Genomic DNA, 13,590 nt, shown 5'->3' with positions numbered 1-13,590 from the left:
GAGTACCGGTAGGTAGCGCTTGCCCCGCAAGCCCACGCTGCGTGATCGCCCGTGCGGCAGGGGTAAGCCGGTGAGCGGCGAGGCGTTCGGATTCGACGACGACTCGGACGAGGGCATCCCCGAGGAGTGGCCCACCTTCTACACGCCGGTGCCCGTGTGGGTGCTTCTCTGCGGATGCAGCGCGCAGGGGTACCGGATGTACGCCTTCCTGGCCGAGCACATCAACAACCGGACTCCCGGGAAGAGGATCGCGTTTCCCTCGCAAAAGGCGATCGCACGGGCGCTGAAGCTGAAGGACTACCGCGACGTCGCCAAGTACCGGGAAGAGCTGGCCTCTGTCGGAGCCATCCGGTTCGAGGAGTTCCGGTACGCCGGTGGGATGCGCAGGCGATACCGCTACTGGGTGCGCTTCAACCCGCCCGAGGGCTACCAGGGGCTGACGTCTCTAGCCGACTTCTACGAGGCAAACCCGGACGTGAAGTCCCAGGGGAAGGAGTCGGTGAAGGCGGCCGCAGAACGAGAAGGTGCAGGTCAAAGCGGAGGTGGGAAAAAGCCCACCTCCGAAGGTGGGAAGAATCCCACGTTGCGCGGTGGGAAATCGCCCACTGCCCAACAACCAGACCCACAGCAACCAGACCCACTCGAACCACAGGATGCGCCTCCGGCGCGTAGCGCCCCTGGACGCCGTCAGGCACCTACAGGTAGTAGGGGGCCGGGGGAGGGCGGCTCCGCCGCGCCCGCGACAAGCAAGCTCCGTCTCTCGAAGCCGCAGAGGGACCAGGTGCAGGCCGTACGGGACCTCCTGCCGCGCGAGCTCGACGCCGCGCTCGGCGACAGGACGCCGGCGAACGTGTCCGCGGCGGTCTTGGCGGCGCTCGCGACCGGGCAGCCGAGGGAACGGACCGTGCAGCAGCTCGTCGAGCACCGCGTGCTCCCACGCTGGAACGGCTACTGGGCTGAGCAGCTCCTCCCCGCGTGGAAGGCCGAGCGGGACGCTGGCCGGTCTCCGCGGGCGCCGTTCGGGCCGTTGGTGTCGATGCTGAAGGACACCCCGGAGTGCGGCAGTCTCGTCTGCGACGACCGGACCGACGTTCACACCCGGCAGCCGTGCGGGGCCTGCGCAATGCGGGCAGAGGACCGGCGTGCCAGCCGCCAGGCGGGACACGAGCGCCCCGAAGTACCCGCGGCTCCGACCGGAGGCATCCCCGGGCCTCGAGAGCACAGGCCGTACCAGGAGTGCAGCTGCGGCAACCCGCTGCCGAAGGACCGCGACGACGACACGTGCTGGGAGTGCCGCGAGCAGCAGGAAGCTGAGGTCGTCGGCGCAGAGTTGGCCTCCCAGTGGGCTGCCGAGGAGGCCTACGGCGCCGAGCAGGCTGCTGCCGGGGCACGGTTCGCCGCCGAGCTCGATCAGGAGGCCGCCGAGCGTGCTGCCCGCGAGGCGGCCGATGCACAGGAGCGGGCCGCTTTGGCGGAGGAGCGCCGGCGCGGGGCGGCCGAGGAGGATGCCCGGCTGCGGGAGGAGTTCGCTCGGCAGAACCCGGACCTTGCCGCGTACGGAAGCCAGGGGCCCGCGCCGTTCTGACGGTGCCACACGAGTTGTCTATAGCCCATGGCGCACGCAATAGGTTATGGGCTAACGTGAGTCTCGGCAGTGGCCGCCCCGCCTGGGCTAGAGGTGAGGCGGCTCACTGCTGCCTACCACCTCGGTAAAGGTCACACGGCAGGCGCCGCCCACTCAACCGCACGACGCCTCCCGAAGGATCGAAATGACCAACACCAGCCACGCTCACGGCCGAATCCCGACGAACGACCCGTACCTCTGGGGGTTCCTCGCCACCCTGACGCTGCTCTGCCTCACTGCTACCAAGGCGGACGCCGAGCACCTCGTCGTTGCTCTCAACGGCGCGCTTGCCGTCGCCCAGGCCGGCCATCTGCTGCGCCGCCCATAACTCCTGCGGTTCGTACCCAGTACGGCCTGTCACCAGCCGGCGCCGGGCCCGTGGTCAGGGCCCGGCGCCGTAGCACCGTGGGGGTGAGGTTCCGCAGGATTCCGCCCCCCAGGACCGGCGCGCGCGCCAGGATGGCGAGCCAGGAAGCAGCGCCAGCCCGAGAAGTGAGAGAGAACGATGATCGGCAGCGACACGGACACGGTTCCCCAGAACATCGCCAAGGAGCTCGAGGTCCTTCGCGTCAGCGTCCACATGCTCGACACCACGTTCGAGGACGACACCGACGGTCTCGAGAAGGGCTCGGACGCCCTGGACGAAGTCGTCAGCTGCCTCGAGGAGCGCATCCAGACACTGACGGACATCGTGGAACGCCTCGAAGGACGCTGAGCAGAAGGGCCCGCCACCGACTGGTGGCGGGCCCTCGGTTCGTCAGGCGAGGACGGCGTGGCCGGCTTCGGTGACCTCCATGAGGTCCCCACGCTCACCGTTCGAGGGATGCACGATCCGGATCAGCCCTCCCTCGTGCAGTTTCAGCATCTCCCCGTAGAGACCGATCTGCTTCTCCACCCACACCTCCCGGCGCGGGTCGTCCTCGGCAGCGCTTGCGTCGAAGTTCGGCGGGTGGATGGTGTGGAAGTAAGTCGAGGGCGCTACCGGCTCAGGGGACCCTGCGATGAGGCCCAGCAGTTCGCGCGCGTCAGCGTTCAGCGTCATGACGGCAGCGTAGGCCGCGGGCAGCGATTCCTGGGGCAACAGCGTGGGGGTGGTGGTCTTGGGCCTGACGGTCGAGACCACCACCCCCGGATGGGCGTCAACTAGAGCGAGAGTGCGTGCCGAGCAGCGTCCATGAAAGCTGCCCGGGCGGCCCGGAGCTCGTGGGTGACGCCGTCGGTCGCCAGGTCGGTAGCCAGGAACTCGTCAACCAAGAGATCTGCCGCCCGGAACACGCTCTCAGGCCCTTCCAGTTCGACCTGCGTGAGAGCTGTAAGCATGGTGCCCCTGACTCCGTCTTCTCCACCTGGGCCGCGGTTTTCAGGCCGGGTTTGTACAAAGATGATGACGTTGTCGGTAGCCGTCACGAACTGCAGGTATGCCTGTCGCTGTTGGTCGAGTGTTCGCGCCCTCCGCTGTTCGTCCAGTGTGGCCTGCACGGTCGAGATCAGCGCGCCCGCCTGTGCACGCCCCGCGGCCTCTGCGGCGCCGGCTTGTCGGTGGCCGGCCTTCCACGCGAAGAACCCCGTCGTGATGCTGCCCAAGATGGCCGACCCAGCGGCGATCAGGGCGATCCCCCACTCACTCATGTCGGGGATCCTGCCATGCGTGCGCGGGGGCGTGTCGCCGCTCAGCCCTGCTCGTTGGACCGGCATGGACATGGCGGCGAGTAGGGGAACCGGGATGCAGCGCGGGAATCGGCAGGTCGTCTTCCCTCTCTTCAAAGGCCCTGAGGATGCCTTTGATCAGGCCGAGACCTGTGTCAGGAAGCTGGTGACGCTGGCCAACCTCATCGAACTTCACACCCAAGACCTGGAGCCGGGATCCGAGGACGCCGAGGTGTTGGTCGATGATCTGGAGGTCTCCGTCGAACAACTGGCGGCTGTTCTGGGGCGCCTGCGGGGGTAGGCGGCGATCAGGGCGATCCTGCCGCGGGGTTCGGGCAAGTCGGCCCGGAGTGTCGGTGGTGTTCGGTACGCTGCTCTCGCGGCCTTGAGTCGTGGGCCCGGCTCGTGGCCCGGCAGTGTTCGGCCCAGACCGGACGCGGACGCCGAAGGTGCCCCGCACTGAGCCGCCACCCCCTTTCTGCTTCGCCTTCGCTGGCCTCGCTCTGTGCGGCCGTGAGTCTGGGATCACCGCAGCCGCGGAAACGAGCTCGAGATGCCGAAGAACCACGCACGCAAGAAGGAGCTCGCCGACCTCAAGGCCGAGCTCGGCATCAAGCACACCTGCGCCATCGCGCTCCTCGACCACCCCGATCCGGACGAGACTCAGATGCTCGTCGAGTACCTCGAGACGTACAGCGACATCAGCACGTACAAGGAGGCCGTCGACTTCCTCCGCCAGGAGCAGAACAACCCGCTCAGCCAGATCCTGTGCGAGAAGTGCGACTGGACCGTCGGAATGGCCTGCCCGGAGTGCCCCGGATGCGGCTGCTACAACGGCCGGTGCTCCGGCTGGCGCCATGAGGAGTACCAGGCCCAGATGGACGCGGCCACAGGTGAGGACGCGGACCACGACCTGTACGGCTGCGACGAGTGCGGCGCCGGCTCCGGCGGCAGCCCGTACGAGGAGTGCGTCTGCTACGACGAGGACGAGGAGGGCCAGGCCGCGTGAACACCCGCGACGTCCAGGCCATCATCAAGGCCAGCGAGTACGAGCGGCACGGCAGGCCGTACGGCGGCAGCGCCTTCCCCGGCTGCACCTGCCCCAAAGCCAGCTGCGGGGCCGTCGCCGCCGACAGCGAACGTGACGACTGCCCCGAGCACCGGCGAACCCCGGCACAGCTCTGGCACTGGTCCGCCGAGTGCCCCCAGGTCCTCACCGCCGCACGCACGGCGATCGGGCGGGGCCTGGCCGTCTTCCCGCTCCCGATCGGCGGCCGGGTCCCGGAACGCGGGTGGCAGCGCCAAGCCACCCTGCTGCCCGAGCGGCTCCCAGAGCTGCTCACCGGGCGAGGAGTCGGGATCGGCTGCCGGGCCTCCCACGTCGTCGCCCTGGACCTCGACGTCCACGGCGACAACGACGGCTCCGGAGTCCTCGCTGCCCTGGCCGACCGGCTGGGGGAGAAGGTGCCCGAGACGTTCACCGTGGCCACCCCGTCCGGCGGCCGGCACCTGTACTTCCGGGCGCCCATGGGATGCACCATCGGCAGCGTGTCAGGCGGGCGCACGGCGCTCGGGCCCGGGATCGACGTCCGCGGCCCCGGCCACCGCAGCGGCGGATACCTCGTCGGCCCCGGCTCCGTCATCGGCGGCCGGCCGTACGTCATCGCCCTCGACGTGCCCGTGGCGCCGCTGCCCGCCTGGATCGCCGACCGTGCCGACCGTCAGCAGGCCCTCGACGCACGCCGGTAGGAGACGCCGTCCATGACCAACGAACTGATCCAGCGCATGGCGGCCTGCGGCGACTGCCGGAAGCTGGCCGTCGACTACGGCACGAACCTGATCATCTCCCGCCGCCCCGGTGCAGACCAACGCCACTGGGAGCTGCCCCTCACGTCGACCGGCATCCGCCTGGACGACCACCTGATCACCGAGCACGCCGAATGGCTGCCCGACCGGCAGCCGGACTGCAACGTCTGCGAGCTATGGCGCGAGGACTACAAGATCGGCCCGATCGAAATGGCCGAGGCGCTGCACCGGGCCTGGCACCTGTGTGAGCCGCTGCGGGAAATCTGCACCCCTGGCAACCATCAGCTGACCCGCCTCATGTGAGGTCACCCGTAGGTTTCGACTGGGCGCCGTTGTGCGTCTCGCTGGCAGCGGCCGTCAGGACGGCCAGGACGCGCCTGGAATGCCGAGGGCCGCGTCGACCCGCGGGGCGAGTTCGTCGTTCAGGTAGAGCACCACCTCGAGTAGAGCCTCCTTCACCTCGGCAACCGGCGCCTCCGCCGAGACGTGCGGGAACTTCGCAGTAACCGGCACCCGGAGGCGTCCCTCCGCCAGGAAGAACGTGCCGTACGCAGAGCTGTCCGACACGCTCGGCTCGTACAGGCCCGCAAAGGGATCGCCGGCCAGCCCATCGGTCGCCCAGTCCGTCATCTTGTACGGCACCCTGCCCTGCAGCTGATGGTGCGGGAGCGGGAACCGCGCCTCGGCGAACAGAGTGCCGTCCCACTCCTCACGCCCCAGGCGCAGCGAGAACAGGTCCGGGCGGAGACGTACGTAGCCCGGCGACATGACCGGCGAGGTCGCAACATCCCACGCCCAGACGAGGACCCTGCTCTGATTGTCTCGGTCTTCCTCGAACATCCGGTCCCGGTGGTCGCGCAGGTACGTGGCGAGCCGGCCGCTGCGCCCGCTGCCGTACTCCTCGTCGTATGCGTTGTCCACTCGCGCGATCAGGCCGCGCCGCCAAGTCGAGTTGCTCATGAAGCCACGCTAGTTGGGCGCCGTCCTCGGGGTGGGGAAACGCGCGATGGCTCACCGACGGCGCGATGCTCCTCGTTGACAACCTGGGCAATCAGCTTCAACAGGCCGGGTCGCGCTGTCAGGATGGTCGTGAGCGCAAGGAGGCTGTCGTGACCGATCCGCTGCCCATGGACGGCAAGGGCCCTAAGGTGCCGCCGACCTATCCGCCCCGCACCCCGCCCCCGCAGAAGAAGCCCGTCGAGGCGCCCCGGCCCCAGCCGTCGACCAAGCCCGTCACAACCTCCCTCCCGCTCCCCGGTCCCGGCCAGGCCCGCCTCGAGACCCGCCGCCCGCGCATGACCATCAAGGACCGGCGCGCCGCGAACTGGGCCCTCACCGGCTACCCGTGGGTCGGCGGCCAGGCCGTCGGCAAGGTCACCGAGACCGTTCGCGCCTGGGGCTACGCCCACCCGCAGGACGACGTCCTGGAGAAGTCCGTGCGGCTCCTCGTCGGCGCGGCCGCCGCCGACGACGGCCGGCGCATCAGCGTCCACCTCGCCGACCAGGACGGCATGATCCTCATCGCCGTCCTCAGCCACACTGGCTCCGAGCCCGACGAGGCGATCCTGTCCGACCTCGCCGCGGTGCCCGGTACCGCGAGCTGCGGAACCGATGCCGCCGAAGACGGCCGCCGCGTGTGGGCGGTGCTGTCCACCGAACGCCCGCGCTCCCGCACCACCCCCGCAGCCTGACACCGCCCTACGGGATGACAGCCGTCAACAAGCCCGTCACCAGCCGTACAGCTCTGTAACCCGTGAGAGCGGCGGCGAACCGATACGCCGGCCAACCGCCGCTCGCAGGCCGCTACGGTTCCCCGTGGGGAGTCGGGCCGACTGGTCGTTGATCCGCCTCCCACGCGCCCCCGCATCCAGTGATCCCCGGTGCGGGGGCGCAATGCGTCCACCCGCCCTCAGAACGCCTCCGCGCGCGCCTGCGGCCGTCCTGACGGACGATGAGGACAGAGCCCGCCCGGGAAGCCGTCGCACGTTGCACCGGGCGGGCGCACTCATGCCGGGGGATCAGTCGGAAGGCTCGGGCTCCCAGCTCCCATTTCGTTAGCCACCGCCTCAGGCGGACTTCTTCCCGTCACCGTGCGACACCGCAGGGAGCGCCGGAGTTACCGGACCTTAGTTCTGCTCTGTGCTGGGCGCCGTGCGGATCACGGACCGGGCCAGGTCGAAGAACTCCCTGCGGCACTCAGTGGCGTTCCTCCGTGCTTCGTTCCAGAAGGCATGGTTGGGCCAGTCCTGTAGTTCGTCCTCGCCGGAGTTAGCGCGGATCGCTCCACCGATGCCCTTCAAGGCGTCCTCCAGGTTCTTCGCTGCCCTCTCCACTGGATCCGGACCGAGAAGTCGGACACGCTCCAGGGCTTCGTTTGAGGGACCCGAGATCCGGTCCACCTCGGCGAAGAGCACCGTGCTGAGGAACGGGTTGCTGCCGACGTTATCGGTCTCCCACCCGTGGGCCTCCTTTCGCTCTTCCGACCCGTCGATGATCGTCTCGAAGGCGCTCATCGCCCTGTCCCACGTGTCGAGGACCTTCACGTAGGCCTCCTGGCGCTGGTTTCGGAGCCATTGACCGTGTTCGACCTGCGCCTGGTCGCGGACTGTTCGCCTGCCTGCCCGGAAGCCGACGACGAGGCTTCCGAGCACTGCTACTCCGGCCGCTGTGACGGCCGCCCACCCCTGATCCATAGGCGCCATCCTGCCGTACGGGCCGCCTCGAACACCCATATTCCATTGCGCACGCAATGGAATATGGGATACCGTGTGGATCCCGGCCATCCCCACAGGGCAGGCCGAGCAGGGGCATCAACCGCGCCCAACCGCGCAACCCTTGACCCACCCCGCCCTTCCCCGGAGGAGACGCCCCATGGCCGACCCCGACCCCCTTACCGACCGACAACGCGCCCTCGCCAACAACGCCGTCAGCACCACCCTCAACGCGGCCGGCCACTGGGTCGACGTCGAGACCAGCAACGCCATCGTCAGCGCCGTCCTGACCGCCCTCGCTACCGACGACATCAGCGAGCAGGCGGCCACTCACTTCTGCGGGAACTGCGACGGCATTGACCCCACCACCTGCCTCATGAACCCGGACCCGGCCGTCCAGAAGCACCTGGAACAGCTCCGTACCGAGTGCGCCGCGCAACCGGCCGAGGAGGACGAGCCGCAGTGACCGTTGACCTCCCGATCCCGATCGTCGTCACCCGCCACCAGTGCCCCCACTGCCGGGCCACCCGCAGCAAGAAGACCGCCGCCATCGCGCACATCGGCCGCTGCTGGAAGAACCCCGCCGTCCGCTCCTGCAAGACCTGTGACAACTACGACCCGGGCGGCGTGGACTGCGGATGCGACTGGCGATGCAGCCAGCCCCAGCCGCCTTCGTGCGGCGCGAAGGTGCCGCTGCCCGACGGGCCCACCGTCGTGACGGACTGCCCGAAGTGGGAGCCCCGAGAGGACTGGCCGTGCTGACCACGATCGCTCTCACCGCAGCCGCCGCAGGCGCCGCCGGATACACGGCCGGCCGGTACGGCCCAGGCCCCCGGCTCCTGTCCTGGGCCGAGGACCACGCCCGAGGCGGCTGGAAGAACCCCGCGAACTGGGCCGCCCAGGTCGTCTTCGCCGTCGCCCTCGCGTTCGTGTGGACCGTCCACCCACGTAGAACCCTCGCCAACGTTCGGGCCTGGAGAGAGGCAGCCCGCCGCGCAGCCGAACCCGCCCTGCCACTCCGGCTCGTCCGCATCACCCCAGACCCCGAGGAGCCCGCGCCGTGACCGGACCCGACGACCCGAACTGGCGGTGGGAGTTCCGTTGCGAGGACTTCGTCTACGCCCGCCTTGCCGAGGAGGACCGCCACGCCGACGAGGCGATGCTGTCCGGACCCCCGCAGCGGCAGGAGCTCAACCGCATTGACTCCCTCTACTTGATCGCCTCCCAGCACAACATCTGGGTCGACGCCCGAGGCCGCTCCGCCGGCCACTGCATCACCTGCGCCCCCGCCGCCGGTGGCGTCCCCTGCCTCACCATGGCCGGCCTCGCCCGCCTCTGGCGCCACCACCCCGACTACATGCCCGGCTGGAACAAGGCCATCGACCTCCCGTCGTCCGGCAGCGGCGCCACCTACCGCGAGTACAAGCAGCGCTCCACCATCTGGACCCGCCGCGAAGCCGAGCTGAACGCCTTCTACGACCGGTTCGACCTGTCCAAGACCCCAGGCGGCGGCGAGTACTGGAGCTGCAAGACCTGCGACGCCCGCGGCGAGGAGCAGCGACCGATCAGAGGCGCCTACGACCATCCGTACGCACTGACGGACGGACCCCGACAACACCCCACCTGCCCGAACCACCCGAAGGGAGCTGCGGCATGAGGGCCTTGACCATCCGCCAGCCGTACGCCGACGCCATCGTGTGGGGGACGAAGCGCACCGAGAACCGTTCCCGTCCGATCCCCGCTGGCCACCTGGGCACCACGATCCTGATCCACGCCGCGAAGGACCTGCACGCCTCGGGCGTCGTCGCCTCCGACTTCACCAGCGAAACGTGGCCCGACACCCGCAGCGCCATCATCGGAACCGCCGTACTCGACTCCTGCCACCAGGCCACCGCCGACTGCTGCGTGCCGTGGGGCATGAGCGACCACTGGCACTGGATACTTCGCGACTGCCGGCCTCTGCCCCGGCCCGTGCCGGCCACCGGCGCCCTCGGCCTGTGGACCCCGCCCGCCGACGTCCTGCACGACGTCCAGGTCCAATTCTGGGAGCCCACCCCCACCGCCCCCACGGGAGCCGCCTCGTGACCGACGAGACCGTCCGCACCCCTTACGCCCGGAAGATTCGCTATGGCGTCACGGGAGCGCCCATCCTCCCTTCGCAGAACCCGCACACCGGCGACATGGCCGTCAGGCCCTCGCTGGTTGAGCTCGTGTACTCCGCCGCCCGGGACGGCCGCACAGCCCGTGTCAGCGCGAGCGTGACGGGCCTGTGCATGCGAGACGGCAAGCCAGTCCAGCCGGAGGGGCAGGTGGCGCTGCACTACAAGAACGGGCCTGACGGCTGGCCCGCGTGGCTCGCAAACGAGGCACGTCTACATGCTGCTGCCCCGCCCGTCACCGACCCCGAGCCCCGTGTCCCGCTCGCCGAGCACACCCAGCAGACCCTCGACGAGCTCTACGACCGGGTCCAGGAAGCCGACGCCTACTACGCCGAAGCACAACACGTCGCCCAGGCCATGTACCGCGCCTGGAACGAGCAGCGCACCGCCCTCACCGAAGGGGCCACCGTCGCGGCTGGCGTGCACAACACCCTCCTGGTGCTCCGTATCAGGCTGGCCAACAGCTCCCGCGACTGGGCCCAGAACAGCGACGACGCCTGGATGTACGCCGTCCTCTACGGCTGGGACTGCGAGCAGCAGCACGACCACACCCCCACCTGCCCCAAGCTGCTGAACGAGGTGGCCACCAAGCACGGCTGGACCCCCGACCGAGTCGAACGCATCCGCAAGCACCGGGCCGTCTTCGCGAAGGTCGGACCCAACGGCGAGACCGACGCTGCCGCACGGCGCGCCGTGGACAACGAGGAGGACTGATGGGACGCCTGATCCGGCGGGTACCGCTCGACTTCGACTGGCCTCTCAGCAAGGTCTGGGGCGGCTACCAGATGCCCTCCCAGCTCAAGCAGAAGCCCTGCCCCGACTGCGAGAACGGCTCCACCCCGGCAGCGGAGTGGATGAGGGCCCTGTGTGGCCGCATGGAGATGCTCGCCACGGACATCGCGGCCCAGCGCGCCGGCCGCCCCATGCACCCCTACCTCGCCGAAGACCCGGACCCGTTCACCACCCGAGGCGAAATCGGGGGCCACCCCTGGCGATGGACGAAGATGCCAGAGATCATCCGACCGTCCGACGACATCCTGCCCCTCATCGCCGGCCTGACCGACAGGCCAGCCGAGTACTTCCTCGGCCCGATGCCCGGCGACTGCAGTTACACCATCCTGAACAAGCTCATCCAAGCCGCCGGCCTCGACGCGGACACATGGGGCACGTGCACCACCTGCACTGGCCACGCCCTCCTGGACGCCTACGAAGGCCAGTCCGCTGACATCGAAGCATGGGAGCTGACCGAACCGCCGACCGGCGACGGCTGGCAGGTGTGGGAGACCGTCAGCGACGGATCCCCGATCAGCCCCGTCTTTCCGAACGCCGACGACCTGGCCGCCTGGATGTCACACCCCGACCGCGGCGACCGCTGGGTCCCGCAGGAGACGGCCGCCCGCTTCATCACTGAGGGCTGGGCCCCCACCATGGCCGACACCGGCACCGGACCGACGTCGGGCGTTGAGTGGATCGGGCACCACACCACAGAGACGGAGAGCTGACCATGCGGATCCCGCTGCACGTGCTCCGCCAGTGGCGCCCCGACCAGACCCGGAAGACCGGCTACCTGCCCATCGACGGCATCGCACCGCACCTGAACGAGTCCGACTACTCCACCCGCATCCGGCCCGGCACGATCATCGTCTTCGGCGAGCGCCGAGCCCACGAAGTCATCGACGTTCAGGAACGCCCCCTCGACCTGTGGCCCGATCTCTTCAACCGCGAGTGGGACCGCTACACCACCTGGTGGGCGGAGCAGGTCCTCGCAGGCCACGACATGGGCAACCAGCCGGAGAAGAGCACCTGGGAGCACCGCCCTGTCGTGCTCAGCGTCCGGGCAGCCGACCAGCCCACAGCCAAGCCCAACCACTACGCCATCCGGGCCGGCCGCACGTTCTACGTCCTGCCCGAGCACTACAGCGTCTGCCGCCTCTGCAACGAGATCCCACCCTGCACCCACGCCACCACCGAAGCGCAGGTCGAGCACGCTGTGCGCAGGACCGACGAACTCATGGCCATCCCGGCCGGAGCCTGCCTGTTCTGCGGCCAGGCCATCACCTCCCGCATGAACGCCACCCGCTTCCCGGGACCGAACCTCTGGCGCCCCGACCTCGGCAACGACTCTGCGGTCTTCCACGCCCGACGGGCCTGCGAGGAAGGCGCAGACTCCTACCGCCGCCAGTGGCAGGACAAGGGCCACAGTGAACTCCAGGCCGAACTGCCTGGAGCCGCTGGTGACGACTCCTGAGACTCGCGCCCGACTGGCCACTCTCCACCAGCAGCTCACCGCCCCGACACCGGACCCGCTCGCCGGCCAGACCGCCATCGCCCTCGACTGGACATGCCCGCCCTACGACCAGGAGCCCCTATGGACGCCACCGACAGCACCTTCGACCCCGGCCCCATCGTCCTGCTCGGAGACCCGGGAGTGGTCGACTGCTACAACCCGGACGACCACGTCATCAACACCTTCGTCATCCAGGCCTCCGGCGGGCAGCCTCTCTTCACCCTGAACACGCAGACGGGGCAAATGGAGTTTGGCCCCGGATACACCCCGGACGAGGCCGCTGAGGCGTTCTGGGCCGCTGTCCGCCGCGTGGGTATGGCTTCGGTCCTTCCCGTCCAACAGGAGGCCGTACAAGCCGGCCATGTCCAAGGCGAGGTGATCCGCTACGACTGCCCGCTCTGCGACTGGTACACCAACCCCGCCGAAGGCGGCACCCGCCACAGTGCCGTGCAGCAGATCGGCGGCCACATCCTCGGCACCCACGGCCTCGACACCGTCACGCTCGTGCACCGCCTCGTCAAGCTCCTCCCGAACAACGCGAACAACCCGACGCCTCCGCCGAACCGGATGACGGAACGCCTCGCCGACGAGCTGTGCCGGACGTACGACTTCCTGCCCCTGTCTGAGCTCGAGGAGGACGACTCCGACCGGGCTCAGGAGCACTGGGCGGCCGCCCACGACCTGCGCGGCTGGATGAAGCGACTGCCGAGGGGGGATGAGGAGGCCGCGTTCAAGCGGGGATTCGACCGGGCGATGGCCCGTTCGAAGCGGCGGATCGCGGAGCTGGAGGCCGCGCTCGCCGCCCAGGCGCACGATGACCCGGCGCTGGAACCTGCCACCGCGGTGGCAGGCGCCGTGGCCCGGCAGGACCCGCGATACCCGACGATCCGGCGCGCCATCCTCGGCCTGGAGACGGTCGACGGCCAGACGGCGCTGTCGGCGCCGTTGCAGGAGCTCCTGGCACTCAAGCTGATCGGGGCCCTGCACGCCGAGGAGACCGCGGCGGCCACGCGGGAGGAGGGGCGGATCACCGACTTCAACCCCGGCGCCCGTAGCGACGCCCGCAAGGACCCGCGGTACGGCGCGGTTCTCGATCAGGTGCGGAAGATGGCGTGGCCGGCGGGAAATCCCATGGTCCCTGGGAGTTGGGCGGACACGCTGGCGACGGACGCGATGGCCGCGGTCCGCAAGGCGGAGGGCCAGCACCGGCTGATCACTCACCACGCCTACGTGGGCCCCGGGCCGTGCACCGCGCAGTTCCTCGGCGCCGAGCCGTGCGGATGCGCGGCGGGGGAGCATGCCCCCGTTGTTACCGGCGGGAACACGTGAACCACCGCAGGGCAAGACCCGTGCCAA

General features: G+C 69.6%; 20 protein-coding genes. 16 read left to right on the top strand and 4 right to left on the bottom strand.

From position 1 onward, the window contains the following. The first annotated feature begins 70 nt into the window (after positions 1-70). The 3 genes from ACFC0G_RS35615 to ACFC0G_RS35605 all read left to right on the top strand — a co-directional run bounded on the left by ACFC0G_RS35615 (position 71) and on the right by ACFC0G_RS35605 (position 2,339). Positions 71-1,585 carry a hypothetical protein gene (locus ACFC0G_RS35615; RefSeq protein ID WP_376411911.1) on the top strand — a complete coding sequence of 505 codons (1,515 nt, stop codon included), beginning with the start codon at positions 71-73 and terminating at the stop codon, positions 1,583-1,585. A 184-nt stretch (positions 1,586-1,769) separates the two neighbouring features. Then, positions 1,770-1,952, top strand: a complete 183-nt coding sequence (locus tag ACFC0G_RS35610) for a hypothetical protein (protein ID WP_376411908.1) — start codon at positions 1,770-1,772, stop codon at positions 1,950-1,952. A gap of 177 nt (positions 1,953-2,129) precedes the next feature. Next, positions 2,130-2,339, top strand: coding sequence for a hypothetical protein (locus ACFC0G_RS35605; protein ID WP_376411905.1), 210 nt, complete (start codon positions 2,130-2,132; stop codon positions 2,337-2,339). Positions 2,340-2,381: 42 nt separating this feature from the next. On the opposite strand, the gene ACFC0G_RS35600 is transcribed toward ACFC0G_RS35605, so the two are convergent. Continuing rightward, positions 2,382-2,750: a hypothetical protein gene (locus ACFC0G_RS35600; RefSeq protein ID WP_376411902.1), complete on the bottom strand. Its 369-nt coding sequence runs from the start codon at positions 2,748-2,750 to the stop codon at positions 2,382-2,384. A 17-nt stretch (positions 2,751-2,767) separates the two neighbouring features. Beyond that, positions 2,768-3,253, bottom strand: a complete 486-nt coding sequence (locus tag ACFC0G_RS35595; protein WP_376411900.1) for a hypothetical protein — start codon at positions 3,251-3,253, stop codon at positions 2,768-2,770. Positions 3,254-3,347: 94 nt separating this feature from the next. On the opposite strand from ACFC0G_RS35595, the gene ACFC0G_RS35590 reads away from it, so the two are divergent. From ACFC0G_RS35590 to ACFC0G_RS35575, 4 genes are all read left to right on the top strand, one after another. After that, complete coding sequence (locus tag ACFC0G_RS35590; RefSeq protein WP_376411897.1) at positions 3,348-3,572, top strand: hypothetical protein; 225 nt, start codon at positions 3,348-3,350, stop codon at positions 3,570-3,572. Between the two features lie 252 nt (positions 3,573-3,824). Beyond that, positions 3,825-4,280, top strand: a complete 456-nt coding sequence (locus ACFC0G_RS35585) for a hypothetical protein (RefSeq protein WP_376411895.1) — start codon at positions 3,825-3,827, stop codon at positions 4,278-4,280. Further along, the gene (locus ACFC0G_RS35580) at positions 4,277-5,020 is read left to right on the top strand and encodes a bifunctional DNA primase/polymerase (protein WP_376411892.1); all 744 of its coding nucleotides are present in this window, start codon (positions 4,277-4,279) and stop codon (positions 5,018-5,020) included. Before ACFC0G_RS35585 ends, ACFC0G_RS35580 begins: the two co-directional genes overlap by 4 nt. A 12-nt stretch (positions 5,021-5,032) precedes the next feature. After that, positions 5,033-5,380 carry a hypothetical protein gene (locus ACFC0G_RS35575; protein WP_376411889.1) on the top strand — a complete coding sequence of 116 codons (348 nt, stop codon included), beginning with the start codon at positions 5,033-5,035 and terminating at the stop codon, positions 5,378-5,380. Between the two features lie 54 nt (positions 5,381-5,434). Here ACFC0G_RS35575 and ACFC0G_RS35570 read toward each other — a convergent pair whose 3' ends face one another. Continuing rightward, the gene (locus ACFC0G_RS35570) at positions 5,435-6,037 is read right to left on the bottom strand and encodes a hypothetical protein (protein ID WP_376411887.1); all 603 of its coding nucleotides are present in this window, start codon (positions 6,035-6,037) and stop codon (positions 5,435-5,437) included. 149 nt (positions 6,038-6,186) lie between these two features. Here ACFC0G_RS35570 and ACFC0G_RS35565 point away from each other — a divergent pair, with 149 nt between their 5' ends. Beyond that, positions 6,187-6,768, top strand: coding sequence for a hypothetical protein (locus tag ACFC0G_RS35565; RefSeq protein ID WP_376411884.1), 582 nt, complete (start codon positions 6,187-6,189; stop codon positions 6,766-6,768). Between the two features lie 435 nt (positions 6,769-7,203). Here ACFC0G_RS35565 and ACFC0G_RS35560 read toward each other — a convergent pair whose 3' ends face one another. Continuing rightward, a complete protein-coding gene (locus ACFC0G_RS35560) occupies positions 7,204-7,770 on the bottom strand; it encodes a hypothetical protein (RefSeq protein WP_376411881.1) in 567 nt (188 codons plus the stop codon). Positions 7,771-7,948: 178 nt separating this feature from the next. Between ACFC0G_RS35560 and ACFC0G_RS35555 the strand changes: the two genes are divergently transcribed. The 8 genes from ACFC0G_RS35555 (at position 7,949) to ACFC0G_RS35520 (ending at position 13,563) form a co-directional block, all read left to right on the top strand. Beyond that, complete coding sequence (locus ACFC0G_RS35555) at positions 7,949-8,254, top strand: hypothetical protein (RefSeq protein WP_376411878.1); 306 nt, start codon at positions 7,949-7,951, stop codon at positions 8,252-8,254. Next, positions 8,251-8,550, top strand: coding sequence for a hypothetical protein (locus tag ACFC0G_RS35550; protein WP_376411875.1), 300 nt, complete (start codon positions 8,251-8,253; stop codon positions 8,548-8,550). Before ACFC0G_RS35555 ends, ACFC0G_RS35550 begins: the two co-directional genes overlap by 4 nt. Positions 8,551-8,848: 298 nt before the next feature. Further along, positions 8,849-9,445, top strand: a complete 597-nt coding sequence (locus ACFC0G_RS35545) for a hypothetical protein (protein WP_376411872.1) — start codon at positions 8,849-8,851, stop codon at positions 9,443-9,445. Next, positions 9,442-9,873: a hypothetical protein gene (locus ACFC0G_RS35540; protein WP_376411869.1), complete on the top strand. Its 432-nt coding sequence runs from the start codon at positions 9,442-9,444 to the stop codon at positions 9,871-9,873. Before ACFC0G_RS35545 ends, ACFC0G_RS35540 begins: the two co-directional genes overlap by 4 nt. Continuing rightward, positions 9,870-10,661: a hypothetical protein gene (locus ACFC0G_RS35535; RefSeq protein WP_376411866.1), complete on the top strand. Its 792-nt coding sequence runs from the start codon at positions 9,870-9,872 to the stop codon at positions 10,659-10,661. Before ACFC0G_RS35540 ends, ACFC0G_RS35535 begins: the two co-directional genes overlap by 4 nt. Further along, the gene (locus ACFC0G_RS35530) at positions 10,661-11,449 is read left to right on the top strand and encodes a hypothetical protein (protein ID WP_376411863.1); all 789 of its coding nucleotides are present in this window, start codon (positions 10,661-10,663) and stop codon (positions 11,447-11,449) included. Before ACFC0G_RS35535 ends, ACFC0G_RS35530 begins: the two co-directional genes overlap by 1 nt. 2 nt (positions 11,450-11,451) lie before the next feature. Next, the gene (locus tag ACFC0G_RS35525; protein ID WP_376411860.1) at positions 11,452-12,195 is read left to right on the top strand and encodes a hypothetical protein; all 744 of its coding nucleotides are present in this window, start codon (positions 11,452-11,454) and stop codon (positions 12,193-12,195) included. Positions 12,196-12,315: 120 nt separating this feature from the next. Further along, positions 12,316-13,563, top strand: coding sequence for a hypothetical protein (locus ACFC0G_RS35520; protein WP_376411857.1), 1,248 nt, complete (start codon positions 12,316-12,318; stop codon positions 13,561-13,563). The last annotated feature ends 27 nt before the right edge of the window (positions 13,564-13,590 follow it).

Source organism: Streptomyces sp. NPDC056169 (genome assembly GCF_042268445.1).
Classification (GTDB): Bacteria; Actinomycetota; Actinomycetes; order Streptomycetales; family Streptomycetaceae; genus Streptomyces.
Note: the sequence above shows the minus strand (reverse complement) of the source record. Positions and strands in the feature narration are given on the sequence as shown.

Excerpts from the sequence above, each read along its gene's own strand:
- ACFC0G_RS35605 (WP_376411905.1), top strand. The coding sequence starts at position 2,130 with ATGATCGGCAGCGACACGGACACGGTTCCCCAGAACATCGCCAAGGAG.
- ACFC0G_RS35555 (WP_376411878.1), top strand. The coding sequence starts at position 7,949 with ATGGCCGACCCCGACCCCCTTACCGACCGACAACGCGCCCTCGCCAAC.
- ACFC0G_RS35525 (WP_376411860.1), top strand. The coding sequence starts at position 11,452 with ATGCGGATCCCGCTGCACGTGCTCCGCCAGTGGCGCCCCGACCAGACC.
- ACFC0G_RS35530 (WP_376411863.1), top strand. The coding sequence starts at position 10,661 with ATGGGACGCCTGATCCGGCGGGTACCGCTCGACTTCGACTGGCCTCTC.
- ACFC0G_RS35575 (WP_376411889.1), top strand. The coding sequence starts at position 5,033 with ATGACCAACGAACTGATCCAGCGCATGGCGGCCTGCGGCGACTGCCGG.
- ACFC0G_RS35520 (WP_376411857.1), top strand. The coding sequence starts at position 12,316 with ATGGACGCCACCGACAGCACCTTCGACCCCGGCCCCATCGTCCTGCTC.
- ACFC0G_RS35585 (WP_376411895.1), top strand. The coding sequence starts at position 3,825 with ATGCCGAAGAACCACGCACGCAAGAAGGAGCTCGCCGACCTCAAGGCC.
- ACFC0G_RS35570 (WP_376411887.1), bottom strand. The coding sequence starts at position 6,037 with ATGAGCAACTCGACTTGGCGGCGCGGCCTGATCGCGCGAGTGGACAAC.
- ACFC0G_RS35590 (WP_376411897.1), top strand. The coding sequence starts at position 3,348 with ATGCAGCGCGGGAATCGGCAGGTCGTCTTCCCTCTCTTCAAAGGCCCT.
- ACFC0G_RS35610 (WP_376411908.1), top strand. The coding sequence starts at position 1,770 with ATGACCAACACCAGCCACGCTCACGGCCGAATCCCGACGAACGACCCG.
- ACFC0G_RS35540 (WP_376411869.1), top strand. The coding sequence starts at position 9,442 with ATGAGGGCCTTGACCATCCGCCAGCCGTACGCCGACGCCATCGTGTGG.
- ACFC0G_RS35560 (WP_376411881.1), bottom strand. The coding sequence starts at position 7,770 with ATGGATCAGGGGTGGGCGGCCGTCACAGCGGCCGGAGTAGCAGTGCTC.
- ACFC0G_RS35595 (WP_376411900.1), bottom strand. The coding sequence starts at position 3,253 with ATGAGTGAGTGGGGGATCGCCCTGATCGCCGCTGGGTCGGCCATCTTG.